The following is an 18,117-nucleotide window of genomic DNA, read 5'->3' as shown; positions in this document are numbered from 1 at the left end:
TCCAGCATCGCTCCCTCCCGTGTCCTTCCTGGCTCCACGCGAGACTACGATGCCCTTCAGCGGTCGAACACCTCCCCGGTATCCTTCGATGAACTACAAATTAGGCCGAGTAACGCCGCATTAGTCCGACGAGTACCCCTTGGATTTGCAGCTGTTCAGGGACGAGGGTGAGCGGAGGATACGCTGGGTTCGCTGCGTGCAGCAGGACCTGTTCTGGCGTTTGCTCGATGCGCTTTAGGGTGGCTTCTTCGCCATCGATCAGGGCGACGACGATCTCGCCGTTGCGCGCGTGGCTGCGCGACTCGATCATCACCCAGTCGCCGTCGAGGATGCCGGCGTTCTGCATGGAGTCGCCCTTTACCTCGAGGACATAGCACTCGCCATGCCCGCGCAGGGCCGGGGGTACCTCCACGGGTTCGGGGCGCGCGAGCGCCTCGATTGGCTGGCCCGCCGCGATGCGGCCCAGAAGAGGCAGGGTTTTGGAGCCCCATGAGCCGGGTCCCGTCGTGCCTTCGGCGACAGGCGAATCCAGTACGTCATCGGCCAACCGGATGCCTCGATGGCGTCCCTGGGCGGGCTTTACGTAGCCCGCGGCCTCCAGGGCGCGAATGTGCTTGTGCAGGGACCCGCGCGAGCGCAGGCCCAGTGCCTGCGCCAGTTCATCCAGGCTCGGTGCGTGCCCCTCGGCCGCCAAGCGCTGCAGGGCCTCGAGCACGCGACGCTGGTGCGGGGTCAGTGCCTCCATGGCATCCGTTCTCCAGGATCGTGATCGCGCAGGGAAGAGAACATTGTTCTCCGCTTGTTCTCCGGGCTATGATCGCCACTGTACGGCTCCCGTGAGAAGATTGCCATGACCGAACCGGCGCGCGTCCTCCCCGAAGTCCCCGAACCCGAGTTGCGCGCGGAAGGCCCGGGCGGAGAAGCGGGTGCGCGGCGCCTGGTCGAGCGCATCAAGGAACGTTACGCCAAGCGGATTACCGGTGAGTTGGTCCTGCCGGCGCGCCCCGCCCAGTACGCCGATCTGCCCGCCGATCTTGACCCGGCCATTGCCGGCGCGCTCCGATCCCGGGGCGTCGAGCAGCTCTACAGCCATCAGCGCGCCGCCTGGGACCAGATCCGCGCCGGACAACACACGGTGGTCGTGACCCCGACCGCGTCCGGCAAGACGCTTTGTTACAACCTTCCGGTCCTTCAAGCGGCCCGCGAGAACAAGGCCAAGGCGTTGTACCTGTTTCCCACGAAGGCGCTGTCGCAGGACCAGGTCGCGGAGCTTATGGAGCTCAACGAGGCCGGGGACCTGGGAGTCCGCGCCTACACGTTCGACGGGGATACCCCCGGGGATGCCCGCAAGGCGGTGCGCACCCGTGGCGATATCGTCGTCACCAACCCCGACATGCTCCACCAGGGCGTGCTGCCGCACCACACCAAGTGGGCCCAGTTTTTCGAGAGCCTGCAGTACGTGGTGATCGACGAGACCCACACCTATCGGGGCGTGTTCGGTTCGCACGTGGCGAACGTCATGCGGCGGCTGCGCCGGATCTGTCGCTTCTATGGCGCGGACCCGGTGTTCATCATGAGCTCGGCGACCATCGCCAACCCGGAGGAACTGGCCTCGGGCCTGATCGGCGATCCGGTCACGGCGATCACCGAGAGCGGGGCGCCGGCGGGGGAGCGCCATCTTCTGCTGTGGAACCCGCCGGTGGTCAACGCGGATCTCGGCATCCGCGCCTCGGCCCGATCCCAAGTCACGCGGATCGCGCGCATGGCCCTGCGCGGCAAGCTCACCACCATCATCTTTGCGCGCACGCGGCTGATGGTCGAGGTGATTACCCGCTACATGAAGGACGTGTTCGACAACGACCCGCGCAAGGCCTCGCGGGTCGCCGCGTATCGGGGCGGCTATCTGCCCAACGAGCGGCGCCAGACGGAGAAGGCCCTGCGCAGCGGCAACGTGGACTGCGTGATCGCCACCTCCGCGCTGGAGCTGGGCGTGGACATCGGCAGCCTGGATGTCTGCCTGCTGACCGGGTACCCCGGAACCATCGCCAGCACCTGGCAGCGCCTGGGCCGCGCGGGCCGGCGCAACCGCCCGTCGCTGGGTGTGCTGGTCGCCAGTTCCGATCCGCTGGATCAGTACATCATCCGCAACCCGGAGTTCTTCTTGGGGCAGTCCCCGGAGCAGGCGCGGATCGCGCCGGACCAGCTTCTGATCCTGCTGGATCATGTGCGTTGCGCCGCCTTCGAACTGCCATTCCGGAAGGGCGAGGCCTTCGGCGGCGAGGACCTGGAGTCGCTGCTCGCCTACCTGGAAGAGCAGGGCGTGCTGCACCGCGAGTCCGACACCTGGCACTGGACCGAGGACAGCTATCCCGCCCAGAGCGTCAGCCTGCGTTCCGTCGCCGAGGGCAACTTCGTGGTGGTGGATACCACCGAAGGCCAGCAGCAGATCATCGCCGAGGTGGACTTCTCCAGTGCGGCCGAGACGCTGTACGAGGGCGCGATCTACCTGGTGCAGGCCGTGCCCTATCAGGTCGAACGCCTCGACTGGACCGGGCGCAAGGCGTTCGTCACGCGCACCCGCGCCGACTACTACACCGACGCCATCGACTACACGCGTCTCAAGATCCTCGACGACTTCGAGCGCAGCCCGGCCGGGCAGGGCGAGGCGGCCCGTGGCGAGGTCCACATCGTCCGGCGCATCCCGGGCTACAAGAAGATCCGCTACTACACCCACGAGAACATCGGCTACGGCAACATCCATCTGCCGGACCAGGAGATGCATACCACCGCCGTCTGGTGGCAGATGGCCCCGGAGGCCCTGGAGCAGCGCTTCGCATCCCGCCACGAGGCCCTGGACGGGTTTCTCGGTGCGGCTTACGCCATGCACCACGTGGCGGCCCTGGTGGTGATGTCCGAGCCGCAGGATCTGGGCCGGGCGGTCGGCGATGGCGATGCGCGCTGGTTTGCGACCGTGGGATCGAACGGCCGCGGCCAGCTGCGCACCCTCGATGGGGGCGAGTGCGATCCGGAGCAGGAAGGCCGGTTCCGCCCGGCCGTGTTCCTGTACGACCACTATCCCGGCGGCGTCGGGCTGTCGGCACCGCTGTTCGACAACCGGGGCCGGGTCATTCGCGATGCACTGAGCCTGATCCGGCAGTGCGACTGCGCCCATGGCTGTCCGGGATGCATCGGTCCGATCCTGGCGAGCGACGAGGTGCGCGGCTTCTCGCCGAAGCAGGCCGCGATCACGGTCCTGGAGGGCCTGGAATCCCATGGGGCTGCATGACCGCCTGAACACCCTGCGCCGCCAGTCCGGTAGCGAACCGCCGGCGCCCGGCCGAACTTCAGCCGGGGCCCACGCCCCGGGGTCCGAACCGGCATCCGGCAACGTGCTGGACGAGATCCGGGCACGCCTGGACCGGATGGGCGTCGCGGGAACGGGGCGTACCCGCGCAAACCCGCCACCCTCCAGTGCCGTCGTTCGACCCGATGAACTGGCGAAGCGCCTGGACGGCGAGCTCATCGACGAGCATCTGGTCCGGGTCGATCGCATCATCGCGGCGAGCCACGCCCATGGACGCCACACGCTCGAACTCGCCCGCGAACCGGCGAGCCCTTTCTGGTCATCCGACCAGCGGGTCGGTTTCATCGACACCGAGACCACGGGTCTCGCCGGCGGTGCCGGCACCGTCGCCTTCATGGTGGGATTGGCGACGCTCGAGGGTGGCCAGGTCCGCCTGCGCCAGTGGTTGATGACCGCGTTCGCGGGGGAGGGGGCGCTGCTGGCCGCCGTGGACGCGGCCCTTTGCGACTGTGACCATCTGGTCAGCTACAACGGCAAGACCTTCGATCTGCCGTTATTGCGGGATCGCCGCCGTATGCAGCGCCGACCCGATGCCCCCGAGACCGCGCACACCGACTTCCTTCACCCGGTGCGTAGCCTGTACGGGCACGCCTGGCCGGACTGTCGCCTGCGCACCGTCGAGGAACGCCTGCTCGGGCTCGACCGGCAGGACGACTTGCCGGGGTCCGAGGCCCCGTGGGCCTGGAAGGCCTATCTCAGCTTCGGGCGCAGTGAGGATCTCGAGCGCGTGGTCCAGCACAACACCGATGACATCCTCTCCCTCACGCTGCTGGGACCGGCGCTGGCCAGCGTCCTGGCGCAGCCCGTCGCCCATGAGGCGTCGGTCGAGGGCGCGGCACGCCTGATGGAGCGCCTCGATGGACCCGCGGCCGCTCGCCGGCTGCTGGAAGGCCACCAAAAGAGCCTGTCGGTGCCGGGCCTGCTGTGGCTCGCTCGCGAATGGCGGCGAGAGGGGCGATACGACCAGGCGGTGCCCATTTGGGAAGCGCTGGCCGAGCGGGGCGTTCAGGAGGCACTGGAGGCGCTGGCCAAGTACCACGAACACCAGCGTCGGGACTGGGAGCGGGCGCTCCGGTACGCCGAGCAACTGGAACCTGGACCTCGCGCCGATGGGCGTCTAGAAAGACTTCGAATGCGACATGAGGCGGCTACCCGGTAAGGCGATACCGAATGTGCGGACGATTTGCGCGCTACAGCGCGACCAGCGAGCTGGCCATGCGGTACTTCCAGGTGCCGGTGGACGAGGGATTCGACGCCCCTCGGTACAACGTTGCCCCGGGCACCGACATCGAGGCCTTTCGGGCGGGGGAGGAAACGCCGGCCGCGTTTCAGCCGATGCACTGGGGGTTCCGGCCCAAACGGGTAACGGATGGGCCGCAGCCCATCAACGCCCGCGCCGAGAAGGTAGCGAGCAGCCCGTATTTCCGCAGTGCCTTCGCGCATCGGCGTTGCATCGTCCCGGCGGATGGCTGGTTCGAGTGGCAGAAGACCGGACAGGGCAAGCAGCCGCATTTCATCACGTTGACCGACGACGCGACGCAGGACGTGCTGTTCCTGGCGGGCATCTGGGCGCCGACCGCGGACGGAGGGGCCTGCTGCACAATCATCACCGAGCCTGCGTCCGAACACCTGGCGCATATCCACGACCGACAGCCGCTCGCGCTCGACGCCGAATGCCGATGGGATTGGCTCGACCCCGCCATCACCGACCGCGAGCAAGTCCGTCTCATCACCCGGCGCTTGCCGTCCTCCGCCTTGCAGGCATACGCCGTTTCGCCACGAGTGAACCGGCCGCAGAACGACGATCCCTCTGTCCTCGATCGCACCGGCGACGCGTCCTGATGAAGCGATCAGGACCCGACCCGTATGAACCCCGGGCGCGCATTCGGATGCGCTACAGTCAGGGGGAGACGACATGTGAAGTGGCGCGGCTTGCAGGTGCGTGGCGGGAGACTGGTCGATGGAGCTTCGGGAAGGACGACGCAGGGTCATCCGTATGACGGCCGAGGTGCAGAATCTGCACGGTGCCCCCGAATTTCGGGCCAGTGGCTGGGTCCGGGATGTCAGCCTCAGTGGACTGTATCTGGAAATGCCGGTGTCAGGTCTCTCCGAGCATTCAAGACTGATGTTGACCGTGACCCCGGAAGAGGGTGCAGACGCCCGGACCTATGTTTGGCAATGCATCGTCATGCGGCTCGATGAGCATGGGGCGGGAGCCATGTTCGAAACCGAAGATCCGTCGAGTGTCGATGGCCTGCTCGACCTGATGCGCGAGTGCATCATCGGACTCCCGTCCGATACGCGATAATCCGGGATCCCTGGAGCGACCTTGCTGCCTGCGCCGGCGACCGACCACGGGGAAACGGCAAGGTGTGGTTCCGCCGGCGCCTTGCTCGCGCCGGCCTGCCGATGTCCGTCACAATGGAGGCCGCGCCGTCAGCCGGTGCAGAACGGAGTCATTGGGCCGGGAGGCAGTCGGGCAGCAATGTCTCGAACGAGCGGGGTGTGATCCCGAGGTCGGCGAAGCTTCCGGTGCTGTTGCTCGCGACGTTGTCTTGCTGCATCAGGTAGATCTGGTCGCGGGTCAGAGGTGGGTTTGGTAGCACGGAGGCCAGCCCGGCGAGCGCGTGCCAGACGCCGAATGGCACGGGGAGCAAGGGGCGTTTGCGGCCCACGTGGGTCAGTACCAGGGTCAGGATTTGGCGGTAGGTCAGGACCTCGGGGCCGCCGAGTTCGTAGACGAGTTGTGCGGGTGCTTCGTTTCCGCACAGTTTGGCGATGGCGCGGGCGATGTCGGTTACATGTACGGGCTGCAGGCGGGTGAGGCCGCGGCCAAACAGGGGGATCACCGGCAGGGATGCGAGCCCGGCCAGGTTGCGCAGGAAGGCGTCGCCCGGCCCGAAGAGGACGCTGGGGCGCACGATCACGGCGTTCGGAAATTCGCGTTGCACAGTGGCTTCGCCTTCGGCGCGGGCGCGGATATACGGGGAAGGTGACCGGCGGTCGGCGCCGATGCCGGAGATCTGTACCACGCGCTCGAGGCCGGCCTGGTGTGCGGCGCGTGCGAGCCGGGCCGCAGCGTCCACGTGAATGGTGGTGAAGCGCAGATCACGTTGCTCCACGTACAGGCTGACGGCGTTGACGACGCCGTGGGCACCCTCCACGGCGCGGGCGATATCGGCATCGTCGCGGATATCGGCGCGGCAATGTTCCACCCGGGCCTGTTGTTCCAGTGCGGAGGGTACCGCCGGTCGGCGTGATGCAATGCGCACGGCGTGATCGGCATTGATCAGTTCGTGCACGATCCGGCTGCCGAGGAACCCGGTGCCGCCGAATACGGTGATCAGGTTCGGGCGCATGGCGAGCCCCCTTTGGATGATGGGTGCGGAAGCCGGACGCGGCAACCCACGATCAGCGCTTCACTCTAAGGGTAGGAAGCGGCGGGTCTTGTCCGGTCTGCTCTGGATCGAAGCCTGTATCTGCCATGATGCAGGGGACTGGGGGCGCGCGTGCAACCGGTGGCCCTCCTGGGCGGGGCCGCCGGAGCAGGCGCGGTCTTTGCGGGTGTACCCCTGGTGGTCTTTTGAAGCGCCCCCGTGCTACGGGCGGCGGCCGACCGGGAAGCGGATGCACGAACGACTTTCACACGTGGTGGGTTTCGATGATGCGCCGTTCGCGCGGCAGTATCGGGGCGACGTGCGGGTCATTGGTGCCGTATTCGCCGCGAAGCGGCTGGACGGCGTGCTTTCGACGCGGGTGCGCCGCGACGGAGCCAACGCCACAGCGCGTCTGGCCGAGTGCGTGCTGGGCAGTCCGTTTGCACCGCAGCTGCACGCGATCCTGTTGCAGGGGATCACGCTGGCCGGATTCAACGTGGTGGACCTGCATGCGCTGCACGCGCGCACCGGGTTGCCGGTTCTCGCGGTGGCGCGCCATGCCCCCGATTTGCCCGCGATTCGTCGTGCGCTGCTCGATCACGTCCCGGGGGGCGCACGCAAGTGGCGACTGATCGAGGCCGCCGGGGTCATGGAGCCGCTGGAGGGCTTGTACGTGCAGCGCTGCGGGCTCAGTCCCGCGGCGGCGCAGCGCCTCCTGGAAGACCAGCGACTCCACAGTCGACTCCCGGAGCCGCTGCGGGTAGCGCACATCATTGCGGGAGGCGTGACTACGGGGGCGAGTCGTCACCGGCCATGACCCGGTGCGCCACAGTGGCGCGTCAAGGGGCGTGCAGGGGCCCGCTTCGTGGACGGGTGGCCACGGCAGGAGTACGGGCACGTCGTGGCACCCGGGGTGCCGCGTCGGGCGGGTCGCTACATACAATGCCGAGGGGGCCGCGCCCCGGGACGCCCAGTGTCTGATCGAACGGTTGAGGGATGCGGACTGAGGGCTCAGGCATCCGCCTCCGCGCGGTGGCGCCGGTACAGCCGGAGGGCCGTCATCCCGACCAGCAGCGAGGCCAGCCCACCGATCACGAACACGTGAGCCGGCGTGGCACCGGCGGGCCCGGTGAACAGCCAGAACAGGACCGGCGCCACCAGCATCGCGGAGAACGCCAGGAAGTTGCTCGCGGCAATGAAGCGGCCGCGCCGGTCGGCGGGACTGTGACCCTGCAGGTAGGCGGTGATCGGTACGATGAAGAACCCGGAGGCAATGCCCAGCAGGGCGATCAGCACCAGCGTCGCGGGGTAGCTCTCGGTGGCGAAGTACAGCAATGCGCTGATCAGGGCCGCCGCGATCATGCCGGCCGGCGCATGGTGCATGGCGATGGCGCCGCGCGACAGGTAGCCGGCCAGGATGCTGCCCGTTCCGATGCCCAGCGCCAGCGTGGTCAGGATGATGCCGGTCGCGAGCTCGCCCAGCTCCAGATGGATCTCGGCGAACAGTGGGACGTTGAGTTGGTACAGCGTGCCCAGGGCCCAGAACCATGCGATGCCGAGGATCACCATGAACAGGACCCGGTGGGGCCGGATTTCCCCGACGGACTGCATGACGGTTGCAAACGGGTTCAGCCGAAAGGGCGCCGGGTGCTCGGTTGCCAGCGTCGGGGCGATAAAAAAGCTGGTCAGCACGCCGGCGACGGAGAGCCCCACAATCAGGGCGGCCGGGACCCAAAGCGCCTCGCCGGCGAACTCCATTACAAAGCCAGCGAGCGCAGTGCCAAGGATGATGGCCAGAAAGGTCCATAGCTGGATGTGGCCGTTGGCACGCGAAAGCTGCTGGTAGCGCACCAGTTCCGGCAGGATGCCGAACTTCGCCGGGCTGAAGAACGTGCTTTGCAGGCCCATCAGGAACGTCGTCACCAGCAGGCCGGCGAAGTTGTCGGTGATCAGCATCAGCGCCGCGGCCAGCAGCACCGCGGCCTCGGCCATGCGGGTGCAGACGATCACGATCTTCTTGCTGTAGCGGTCGGCAATGTAGCCTGCCCAGGGCGAGAACAGCACGAACGGTAGCAGGAACACGAAACCGACCAGGCTGTAATAGAAGGTGCCTTCGCCCTCCGCGACAAATTCACGGAGGGCGACGAAGATGACCACCAGCCGGAAGAAGTTGTCGTTGAGCGCGTTGATAAAGACCGTCGCCATGTGGGCGACAAAGCTCTTCCTGCGGATGTCCGAAGTCTCGCTCATGCGATCTGCCGCCCGGGGTCCGGAAACACTAGGGAAACACTGATCAATGTACACGCTCGCGCTCGAGTCGCTTGTGCGTGCGAACAAGGCGCGGTGACGGCCGTGCAGCATTCTGCACAAGGGAGTTGCAACGCCGTGTGCGCGCCCGTTTTTTGATAAGCACGGGCGGCCGAGCCCCTGCTTTGCGATGGCTTGTGGGGTTGGCACCCCAGGTTGCCCGATCCTGCGATGCGCCCCGAATCCATCAACAACGGGCGGGTAGAACCACTACCCGCTGCCCGACGCGGCTTGTCTCGGAAAACCTGGGGTGCCAACGCGAGTGTGTACATTGATCAGTGTTTTCCTAGGGGGCAGGTCCCGGGAAACTTCAATCAACGCACACGGTTGTGACCGCTGGATCTGATCTTGCTTCTTGTCTACCCGATGGAGCAAGGGAAAAGGCAAGGTCTGGCCCCCCAAGGACTGACAAGGTCTCCGGACCGGCGAGAAGTGCGGACATGAAGCCACCCGCGTTTGCATCGCTGGTGCTGGACACAGGCCCTACGGTTCTCGCGACCCCTGACTCGCGCACACCCGGTCGCGGCCGCTCGCCTTGGCCTCGTACAGGGCCTCGTCGGCCCGGCGCATGAGCCGGTCAAAGGATTCTTCGACCCTCAGCGTCGCACAGCCGATGGAGACGGTCAGCCGGACCCCGGGTGCGAAATCCGGCAGACTGATCTCCCGGACGGTCTCGAGCAGTCGCCGGGAGAGATCCAGCGCCCCATCGGGGCCCGTATCCGGCAACAGGATCGCGAACTCTTCGCCGCCGGTCCGCGCCATCAAGTCGGCATCGCGCAGGATGCCCGCGCACGCCTGCGTAATGCGTCGCAGGGCTTCATCACCCGCCGCGTGGCCGTATTCGTTATTCAGCCGCTTGAAGTAATCGAAATCGATTTGCAGAAGGGCAAGCGGGTGCTGGTGTCGATGCGCGCGCTCGACCTCCTGATGAGCCCGTTCGAACAGGCGCTGACGGTTGGCCAGTCCCGTCAGGGGGTCGGTATGGGCGACCTCCTGCCAGTAATGCTCGAGCTGTTTGCGCGGAGTGATGTTGACTGCAACCCATAGCGCGACCCGGTTGTGGTGGTCGTACGCGGGCAGGGGAAGGACGCGCCCCTCGAACCAGTGGTGTGCCGTGGCGCGAGCGCCCGTGCGCGCCTCCTCGGGCAACACGGGCACATCGGCCACCCGCAGGCAGTACTCGATGGTTTGCAGCTCACCGCACTCGATCGCGGTACGAACCAGGTGAAGGCACTCATCCGCGAGCGGTGTCGGCAGGGCATCGTGCAGGGAGTGTCCCAGCAGGTTTTGCCCACTGACGTACATGGCCTCGTTGGTCCCGCCAATCACGTTGACATAGACACCATGCTCGTCGAGTACGAACGAGATGTCCGGCAACGCGCGCAAAAGCGTGAGGAGCTGATCCCGTTCCGCACACACGGCGTCATAGGCAGCCCGGGAGACGGGCGAGGGGTCATGTTCCACGGAGGTCATTCTCCTGGGGCTGTGCGTCCATGAGGGGCGGGAATATAAGGGAAACTTAATATGGTTTCATCCCCCACCCATCAATTGCGCCCGATTGCCGCTCAAGCCGAACGAACAAGGGACTACATCGAAACCATTTTGGCGGTTTGGAAGTTGGCTTAACCGGAGCGGGCTCGACGTCGCCGTGCCGCCTGCAGAAACGTGGGTGCCCACTTGACTCCAGCAGGGAAGGGCCACGGTTGTCGGTTGAAATACCCAGGGGCTGGGCTGCTCGGGGGAGCGGGGGAAGGGGCGCGACCGCCCCTGAGTTTCCTCGGCGAGCTACTGGTCGCCGATGGCAAGGGCGCCGCCGACACCGATCACGGGCACGACGCCGCCGTCCTGGTCAAGGAAAAGATCGCCGGCAAATTCCATTTGCCGTTCGTCGGCCGGCCTCTCGGCCAATTGTGTGCCGAAGTCATCGGTCGGTGCGCCATCGGTGGCCTGCCCGTAGAGCCGCTGGACTCCGCGCAGATCGCCGGGCTGCAGATCGGCGAAATCCTCGGTGTACTTGAACCCCATCAACTGGCCGGAGGGCCCGGGATGGTCGAGGCCGATGGCGTGACCGATTTCGTGCGTCAGCGTATAGCGGATGTCGTACACGTCCGTGTTGCCGTCGAACCCAACCTTCCACTCGTAGTCGGGATTCAGGCATACCAGCGACTGCTCGATGGCGCGCACACCCGGTTCCGAATTGGGCCCGTAGGATACGTTGGTGAATTCTTCCGAGTCCTGCGCGTAGGCGACATTAGCGAAAGCCCGTCCGGAGGGCTTGCCCTGGGCGCCGAGAACGATATCCGCTTCCCGGGCATCGCTTACCTTGTGGAATGACACACCGGCTGCGCGCTCCCAGACCCGAAACGCCGCCGCCGTCTCGCGCTCGAACGTCTCCATGGAGAGATCGTCCCCGAGTAACTGTTCGACCGGCGCCAGGTCACGGCAGTTGTACGCGTCATCAAACCGCAGCGCCTCGCCGGCAAAGGCATAGCTGATGCGGGCTCCCACCCCTAAGCGCTGGTCTCCCCACTTCACCTTGTAGCCATCCAGCTTGAGCAGCCGATACCCGTCCTCGTCGGCGAGGGCAGGCAGCGGCAACGCCAGAAGGCCGGCCGCGACCAACGCCAGGATTGGGAGGTGTGCTTGGGGGAGAGATCGCACCGCAGTCTCCTGATCGGACCCCGCGAGAACGAGTTGAAGGCGAGCGGGGACTCTGCCGAAGAGTAACATAACGCCCGACTAACGCTTGGGTGGGATGCCGCACCGACGAATCATTGCGTCCATCCCAAATGCCCACGATCGGCCGCTGCGGCATGCGAGCTCTCAACAAGTGCATCTGCAGCCCGGCTCACCGAATTCCGGGCGGCGAGGGCGAGGCGAGAATCGACCGCAGGGATATATCCCGTCCTGATCAGCCACGAGGGTCAGCCGGGCACGGGGACCATCCGGGGACACAAAGGGCCCGTCGCAGGTCGCTTTTTTCCGGGGCCTCTTGGGAATGTCACCATCCCCGGCCCTTGCCCCTGCACTGACATCCCGGCCGGAGCGAAGCGCCGAGATCTCCCACCCGTCAGTGCACCCCCGACCACCGAGACCCCGGATACCCGCTACGCGGTGTCCGGGATCACGGAGGCGGAGGCGCGTGGAGCCCCGGGGCGCGTACCGCTGCGCTCCAGGGCCACGTTGGTGCGCCGGGTGCTTGTATTGCGAGGACTCGAAGAAACCGTGGGAATCGGCAGAGGTGCTATGGAATGTGGCCAGCCGGCCGTGGAGCGGGGCAACAGGCAAGACCTGAGCCCGGATGTCCGTAGAAACGTGGCTGTCCTCTTTCGAGCCCTTGCGGCCCTTACGATTCGAAAGTCGAAGTCAGTTCGTTACTAGGACCTGGCCCCGCCTTCCTCGGATTCCGGGGCATTAGCATGGACCACCACCTGATTACGACCGTTGCGCTTGGCTTCGTAGAGTGCGTCGTCCGCTCGTTTCAGCAGTGTGTCCGCGTTGTCTCCGGCACGGACGCTGGCAAGGCCCGCGCTGACGGTAATGGGTCCCACATCGGGGAATGGTTCGGCCGCGACGCGTTGGCGCAATCGCTCCGCCATCGAGTAGGCGTCGGAGGCGCCGGTTTCCTGCAGGAGCACCACGAATTCCTCGCCCCCCCAGCGGGCGAGAAAATCGGGCTCTCGGATCTCTCCGGCCAGCCGTTCGGTCAGTTCCACCAGGACGTGGTCACCGATGTCGTGTCCGTAGACGTCATTGACGCGTTTGAAATGGTCCAGGTCGATGATCGCCAGAGCGAGCGGGCTGCCGTAGCGATTGTAGCGAGCCAACGCGCGCTCCAGCTCCGAATCGAAGCGCTGGCGGTTCGCGACCCCGGTAAGGGGGTCCGTCGAGGCCTCGTGTTCCAGGGCGGCCTCCAGGCGCTTTTGCCTGGTTATGTCCAGTCCGACACCCAGCAGGTAATGCTGGCTATCGATCTTGATTCGCAGCCCATTGAACAGGTAAGTCGCCTCGCCCTCGACGGTCAACAGTTTGCTTTCAACCAGCGTGCTGCCACGGGAGAAGACTTCGCGGATACTTTCGACAATCCGCTCCTGCTCGGCAGTCGGGACGAGCGCCAGGGCATCAATCCCGTCCAGCTCCTCGGGGGTGCGGCCTGTAACCGTTTCCATCCGTTCGTTCCATTGAACGAGGCGACCTTCCCGGTCGAGCATGTAGAAGACCCCGGGCAGGCCGTCAAGGATGGATTCGGAGACCGCCTTCTCGCGTCGGAGCTGATCTTCCAGGGCATGGCGTGTGGACATATCCAGCGCAACGCCCAGAATGTAAGGGGCTCCCTCCAACTCGACTCGATAACCGTGAAACAGATAGGGCCGGTCCCCCTCCGCGGTGCGCAGCCTGCTCTCCACCAGAGTGCTGCCGTCCGCGAAGGTTTCGGCGATGGCCTTCGTAATACCGTCCTGTTCCTCCTCCGGGACAAACTTCCGTGCATCGGCCCCTTGCAGCTCCTCGGCGGTGTGTCCCGTCACCGCGGCCAGCCGATCATTCCACTGGGTCAATCGACCTTGCTCGTCGAGCATGTAGAAGACCCCCGGCAGGCTCGCCAGAATGGATTCCGAGAGCGCCTTTTCCTTGCGCAGTTGAGACTCAAGGGCGCGTCGCTCGGAGATATCGCGGAAAATCGTGGAGATCTGAAGGATCCCGCCAGAGTCGTCCCGGTGGATGATGATCGCCTGTGAGACCGGTATCTCGTTCCCCGAGCTGTCCAGAAGGGCTGTTTCGCCCTGCCAGGCCCCCTCCTTGCAGGCTGTCGGAAGCCCTTCGTCGAGCACCTTCTTGAGCGCCCAGGGCGGGTGGCCCCACCGCAGCGTCGATTCCAGGTCCTCTGTCTCCGGAGGGAAGTCCGATCGGTCCCAGCCTGTGTCCGGCTGCCAGACCTCCCCACTGGAGCGTTCGGGAAGCCCCATGTGGCGCCGCCCGGGGGCGTTAAGGTAAAGCAGCGTGCCGTCGGGGCCGTGCATGCTGACGATGTCGGGAGTTCCTTCCAGGATCGCTACCAGGCGCCGCAGGTTGTCCTCCAGCTGGTACTGCGAGGTGATGTCCTGGACCGTGCCGACCATGCGTACGGGGTCGCCGTCGGTGTCGAACTCCGTATAACCCCGCTCGCGGACGGTACGCACCTCACCGTCAGGGTGGATGACTCGGTGGACCACGTCGTAGGGATCGCCCTGAAACGAAGCCTCGAGCGCCGACTGCACCTTGCTCCGATCCGCTGGGTGGACCGCTGCCATGAACGACTCGTGGCTGGCACCCCATTCCTCGCGGGCCATACCAAAGATGCGGTAAACCTCGTCGGACCAGCGTATCTCGTTGGTGTGGAAATCCGAGACCCAGCTCCCTACCTGGGCGATATTCTGTGCCTCGGCCAGGTCCTTCTCGCGCTCTTGCAGGGCGAGCTCGGCCTGCTTGCGATCACTGATATCGCGCACCACCGCCTGGAGGAGGGGACCCTGTTCCAGATCGATACGGCTTAGCAGGACCTCGGCGGGGAATTCGCTTCCATCCCACGTGGTGTGGCTCCACTCGAAGAAGGCCTGGCCCTCGCGCAGGGCCTGGTCGATGTAATCGGCTGCCGCCGGCCGGCTGGGGCAGCCGTCGGGCTGGAACGGCGGTGAAAGCTCGCCGGGATGGAGCGTCGCAAAGGTCGCAACATCGGGAACCCGGAACAGCGCCAATGAGGCCGGATTGCAATCCTCGAAGCGATCACCGTTGAGAAACATGATTGCGTCGCGGGACTGCTCGAAGGCCAGCTGATATTTCCAGTACTGCCGATTAGCCTCGAGCGGCGAGCTTTCCCCATCCGCTTCCTCGCTCACGTTGGATGTCCCCCCCTTGTCAGATTCACTCCCCACTCCCTCGCGATAGCCCGTGTCGCGCCCCCGACCCATACAATGGACCACTCTCCGGTATCCGGGAAGCAACGTAGCGCGTGCGCCTTCCGTTGGCCCTGCCGAATGGAACTCAGGGGGCCGACCTTGCTTCGGTATCCTCCCACAGGAAACCATCGTCCCGGAACAGTGCCAGGCAGGTATCCACGATCTCGGGGCTGAACTGGGTCCCGCGCCCGTTCTGGATGACGTCCAGGGCCGCCTCGATGCCGAAGGCCGGTCGGTAGGGGCGGTGTGAACACACGGCCTCCACCACATCCGCTACGGCCAGGATTTGTCCCTCGAGAAGGATCTCGTCACCGCTCAGCCCGTCTGGGTAGCCGGACCCATCCAGTCGCTCGTGGTGCTGAAGGACGGCGTCCGCCACCGGCCACGGGAAGGCGATATCCCGGATGATGTCGTAACCGGCCCGGGCATGGTCCTTGATGAGCTCGAACTCCTTGGGCGACAGCGTACCTGGGCGGTTCAGGATCTCGGCGGGAATGCTGATCTTGCCCAGGTCGTGGATCAGGCCGGCCAGGTAGAGACCCTTGATCCGGTCCTCGGGCAATCCGAGCTTGCGGCCGATCGCCTGGCTCAGTTCGGCCACGCGCTTCTGGTGGCCGGCCGTGTAGGGGTCGCGCTTGTCCACCAGGCGGGCGATGGCCTCGACGGTATCGACCAGGGCCTCCTGCAGGGCGGTCTGGCTTTCGTCGCGTTCCTTCTGCGTCCGCAGGGCCTTGAGACCGCGCGAGAGGTCCCTTGCCAATCCTTCCAGCAGGGACTGTTCCTCGTCGTCAAAGGCCTCGGGTTCGGTGGCATACACATTGAGGGCCCCGATGGTCTCGCCGTCCACCTGGAGAGGCAGGGCAATGGAAGAGGCGAATCCTCGTTCCCTGGCGGGCTCCCGCCAGGGCGTAAAGCTGGGGTCGGTGGCCATGTTGCGGGTCATTTGGGGCTTGCCCTCCCGGATTGCCCGGCCGGTAGGGCCCTGGCCCGTGGACTCGCTGCTGTCCCAGGTCACCACCACGGTGTCCAGATAATCCGTGCGAGGGCCTGCCGACCCCACTACTTCTACCGGGTGGTCGGCTCCTTCACGAGCCATCCCCACCCAGACCAGGGGGTACTCCCGGGCATCGGCCAGGGCCTGGCAGACATCCTGGAACAACTGGCCCTCGTCTTCGGCCGTGACCAGGGCGGAATGGGCCTGGATCAGGGCTCGCAGGTACTCGGTCGTGCGTGCGAGCCGGCGTTCGCGGGTCTTGCGCCGGGTGATATCCCGCAAAATCCCGAGGGCGTGCCAGCCCCCCTCGAACTGAACAGCCGAAACCGACAGTTCCACCAGGAAGACCGTTCCGTCCTTGTGCTGAGCCTCCAGCTCCAGGGTGTCCCCGACGACGGGCCCCTCCCCGGTCTCCACAAAGTGGCGCAGGCCCGTCTCGTATTTCCTTTGGTGCCGGGGTGCGGCAATCAGCGGATGCAGGGGCTTCCCCAGCACCTCCCCGGAGGAATAGCCGAAAACCTTCTCGGCCGCCCGATTCCAGTACGCCACCTGGCCTTCCGGGTCCATGACCACGACAGCATCCCGGGCGGTCTCCGCCAGGGTGGTAAAGAAGGCCTCCTGCTTCTGCCGCTGTTGCCGATGGCGGACCTCGTCGGTGATATCACGGAAGAGGTTGAATGCGAAGCGCTGATCCGATTCCGGATCCCGGACGGCATACGCGAAGAGCTGGTAGGCCTCCCCCTTGGCCAGATGCAGTTCCCGGCTGCGGTAATCCGCCCCTTCGGCGATCGCCTGGCACTCGGGCAGGGGGGCGTCCTGACGCGGGAAGAAGTGCCAGTAGGGTGAGCCGATCAGCTCGCTATAGGACGCGCCCGCCTTTTCGGCGTAGGCCTGGTTGACGCGCAGGATCCGCCCTTCGCTGTCGTGCAGCAGGATGGGGTCCGGAATGGCGTCCAGCGCCTGGAGCCACTGCTGATGGGCCTGTTCGATCCGGGGGCATTCGAATAGTAGCCGAGTGAAATCCGCCGTCCTTTCGAAATACGAGTTGCGCATGCTCGAGATCCCTGCAACAAGACCGGATCAAGAAGGACCCGGTACGGATAGAAAAAGCCATGCTAGCAGCCCCCGGATTTGGGCGGTGCTGGTCCTCAACGCAAAGGTAGCTACGCTTTCCCCGGGCCTGGTTCAGCCTCACCCAGACCCGTTTTGCGCAATTGCTCGGTGTATCCCCCCGTACGCTCCAGGCCCGGGATCAGGGCCGGCGCAAGCTGTCGGACGCTGCGCGGACCCTCTTGAGCATCGCCGACCGCCATCCCGCAGTGTTGTGGGAAACGGATGTGCCACCGGGAAACACTGCTCCATCAGCGTGTCTCTAATCCCAGAGGTGACCCCAGCGTTCCCACCAGTCGCGGGCGATGGCCCGGTTAGCTGCGTTCTCGCGTTCGTCGAGGACGGTCCCCAGGCGGATGTACTCGCCGCCGGTGCGCGAGGTCACCGCCGGATCCTGCGTGGCCAGCATCAGGGCGTACAGCGCGAGTTTCAGTTCCCACGGATCATCGGAATCGAGGTATGGCACCAGATGCGGCACGGCGGGCGCCCCGATCCGCCCGAGCGCCTCGGCCGCGGTGTACCAGATGCGCGGATGCTCCTCGCCCCCGTAGGTCTCGACAAAGTCGCGATCCGACGAGCGGTCGAGGTAGTAGTGCATCTCGTCCCCGGGACTGGCGAACCCCTCCACGGGGACATCCGCCTCGGCGGCCGGCTGTTCTTGCGCCACGGCGTCTTCGGTGGTGGACGGCTCAGGCTGTGGTGCACCGGTGCAGGCACCCAACAGCATCCCGCTGGCCAGCCACGCCGCCAGCCGCCAGGGAGACGCGGCCTCCCGGCGGCGCAGCGCGCGGTCCGCCGGGTTCGTGCGGGTTTCCGGGCGGCGCGCCCTGCGAAGGGGACAGCAGGAAGGGATCATATTCATAGGGCTCCACCGGCTCGGGATTCACTCTGCTCCCTTTTCCCGGGATGCGAATGCATCCGTCGAGGCCGTGCGTTGGCCATTGTCGCAGGCGAATCCGAGAGACCACCAGGCCCGAATGCCGGACGCGAGTGGGCGCGCGTCGTAACTCTCCTCGAGCAGCATGCGCACGG

General features: G+C 65.9%; 13 protein-coding genes and 1 pseudogene. 6 read left to right on the top strand and 8 right to left on the bottom strand.

Annotation, left to right across the window (positions count from 1 at the left end; genetic code table 11):
- Window positions 1–100 precede the first annotated feature (100 nt).
- A complete protein-coding gene (gene lexA / locus F817_RS0109685; protein WP_024327465.1) occupies window positions 101–745 on the bottom strand; it encodes a transcriptional repressor LexA in 645 nt (214 codons plus the stop codon).
- 105 nt (window positions 746–850) lie between these two features.
- On the opposite strand from lexA, the gene F817_RS0109680 reads away from it, so the two are divergent.
- The 4 genes from F817_RS0109680 to F817_RS0109665 all read left to right on the top strand — a co-directional run bounded on the left by F817_RS0109680 (window position 851) and on the right by F817_RS0109665 (window position 5,672).
- Complete coding sequence (locus F817_RS0109680) at window positions 851–3,286, top strand: DEAD/DEAH box helicase (protein WP_024327464.1); 2,436 nt, start codon at window positions 851–853, stop codon at window positions 3,284–3,286.
- A complete protein-coding gene (locus F817_RS0109675) occupies window positions 3,273–4,523 on the top strand; it encodes a ribonuclease H-like domain-containing protein (protein ID WP_024327463.1) in 1,251 nt (416 codons plus the stop codon). Before F817_RS0109680 ends, F817_RS0109675 begins: the two co-directional genes overlap by 14 nt.
- 11 nt (window positions 4,524–4,534) lie before the next feature.
- Complete coding sequence (locus tag F817_RS0109670; RefSeq protein ID WP_024327462.1) at window positions 4,535–5,206, top strand: SOS response-associated peptidase; 672 nt, start codon at window positions 4,535–4,537, stop codon at window positions 5,204–5,206.
- A 118-nt stretch (window positions 5,207–5,324) separates the two neighbouring features.
- On the top strand, window positions 5,325–5,672 hold the full coding sequence (locus tag F817_RS0109665) for a hypothetical protein (protein ID WP_024327461.1): 348 nt from the start codon (window positions 5,325–5,327) through the stop codon (window positions 5,670–5,672).
- 148 nt (window positions 5,673–5,820) lie between these two features.
- Here F817_RS0109665 and F817_RS0109660 read toward each other — a convergent pair whose 3' ends face one another.
- Window positions 5,821–6,723 carry a complex I NDUFA9 subunit family protein gene (locus F817_RS0109660; protein WP_024327460.1) on the bottom strand — a complete coding sequence of 301 codons (903 nt, stop codon included), beginning with the start codon at window positions 6,721–6,723 and terminating at the stop codon, window positions 5,821–5,823.
- Between the two features lie 268 nt (window positions 6,724–6,991).
- Between F817_RS0109660 and F817_RS0109655 the strand changes: the two genes are divergently transcribed.
- Complete coding sequence (locus F817_RS0109655; RefSeq protein WP_029681087.1) at window positions 6,992–7,558, top strand: DUF99 family protein; 567 nt, start codon at window positions 6,992–6,994, stop codon at window positions 7,556–7,558.
- A gap of 194 nt (window positions 7,559–7,752) precedes the next feature.
- Here F817_RS0109655 and F817_RS0109650 read toward each other — a convergent pair whose 3' ends face one another.
- The 5 genes from F817_RS0109650 to F817_RS0109630 all read right to left on the bottom strand — a co-directional run bounded on the left by F817_RS0109650 (window position 7,753) and on the right by F817_RS0109630 (window position 17,028).
- A complete protein-coding gene (locus tag F817_RS0109650; RefSeq protein ID WP_024327458.1) occupies window positions 7,753–8,991 on the bottom strand; it encodes an MFS transporter in 1,239 nt (412 codons plus the stop codon).
- Between the two features lie 540 nt (window positions 8,992–9,531).
- Window positions 9,532–10,512, bottom strand: coding sequence for a sensor domain-containing diguanylate cyclase (locus tag F817_RS0109645; protein WP_024327457.1), 981 nt, complete (start codon window positions 10,510–10,512; stop codon window positions 9,532–9,534).
- A 321-nt stretch (window positions 10,513–10,833) separates the two neighbouring features.
- Window positions 10,834–11,709 (bottom strand): matrixin family metalloprotease, encoded by an 876-nt coding sequence (locus F817_RS0109640; RefSeq protein ID WP_231369402.1) that lies wholly within the window; start codon window positions 11,707–11,709, stop codon window positions 10,834–10,836.
- 716 nt (window positions 11,710–12,425) lie between these two features.
- A complete protein-coding gene (locus F817_RS0109635) occupies window positions 12,426–14,921 on the bottom strand; it encodes a PAS domain S-box protein (RefSeq protein WP_024327455.1) in 2,496 nt (831 codons plus the stop codon).
- Between the two features lie 145 nt (window positions 14,922–15,066).
- Window positions 15,067–17,028 (bottom strand): HD domain-containing phosphohydrolase, encoded by a 1,962-nt coding sequence (locus F817_RS0109630; protein ID WP_024327454.1) that lies wholly within the window; start codon window positions 17,026–17,028, stop codon window positions 15,067–15,069.
- A 140-nt stretch (window positions 17,029–17,168) separates the two neighbouring features.
- Here F817_RS0109630 and F817_RS14840 point away from each other — a divergent pair.
- Window positions 17,169–17,351: pseudogene (locus tag F817_RS14840) on the top strand (helix-turn-helix domain-containing protein); the annotation flags it as partial.
- Here the strand turns inward: F817_RS14840 and F817_RS0109625 are convergent.
- On the bottom strand, window positions 17,348–17,812 hold the full coding sequence (locus F817_RS0109625) for a HEAT repeat domain-containing protein (RefSeq protein ID WP_024327453.1): 465 nt from the start codon (window positions 17,810–17,812) through the stop codon (window positions 17,348–17,350). The pseudogene F817_RS14840 and the gene F817_RS0109625 sit on opposite strands and share 4 nt — an antisense overlap.
- Between the last annotated feature and the right edge of the window lie 305 nt (window positions 17,813–18,117).

The sequence above is a fragment of the Thioalkalivibrio sp. AKL19 genome, from assembly GCF_000420165.1.
In the GTDB taxonomy this organism is placed as follows: domain Bacteria; phylum Pseudomonadota; class Gammaproteobacteria; order Ectothiorhodospirales; family Ectothiorhodospiraceae; genus Thioalkalivibrio.
This window is presented reverse-complemented; position numbering and strand designations above follow the sequence as displayed.

Coding starts and splice junctions, on each gene's coding strand:
- F817_RS0109650 (WP_024327458.1), bottom strand. CDS start 8,991: ATGAGCGAGACTTCGGACATCCGCAGGAAGAGCTTTGTCGCCCACATG.
- F817_RS0109655 (WP_029681087.1), top strand. CDS start 6,992: ATGCACGAACGACTTTCACACGTGGTGGGTTTCGATGATGCGCCGTTC.
- F817_RS0109680 (WP_024327464.1), top strand. CDS start 851: ATGACCGAACCGGCGCGCGTCCTCCCCGAAGTCCCCGAACCCGAGTTG.
- F817_RS0109660 (WP_024327460.1), bottom strand. CDS start 6,723: ATGCGCCCGAACCTGATCACCGTATTCGGCGGCACCGGGTTCCTCGGC.
- F817_RS0109630 (WP_024327454.1), bottom strand. CDS start 17,028: ATGCGCAACTCGTATTTCGAAAGGACGGCGGATTTCACTCGGCTACTA.
- F817_RS0109675 (WP_024327463.1), top strand. CDS start 3,273: ATGGGGCTGCATGACCGCCTGAACACCCTGCGCCGCCAGTCCGGTAGC.
- lexA (WP_024327465.1), bottom strand. CDS start 745: ATGGAGGCACTGACCCCGCACCAGCGTCGCGTGCTCGAGGCCCTGCAG.
- F817_RS0109670 (WP_024327462.1), top strand. CDS start 4,535: ATGTGCGGACGATTTGCGCGCTACAGCGCGACCAGCGAGCTGGCCATG.
- F817_RS0109625 (WP_024327453.1), bottom strand. CDS start 17,812: ATGCTGTTGGGTGCCTGCACCGGTGCACCACAGCCTGAGCCGTCCACC.
- F817_RS0109665 (WP_024327461.1), top strand. CDS start 5,325: ATGGAGCTTCGGGAAGGACGACGCAGGGTCATCCGTATGACGGCCGAG.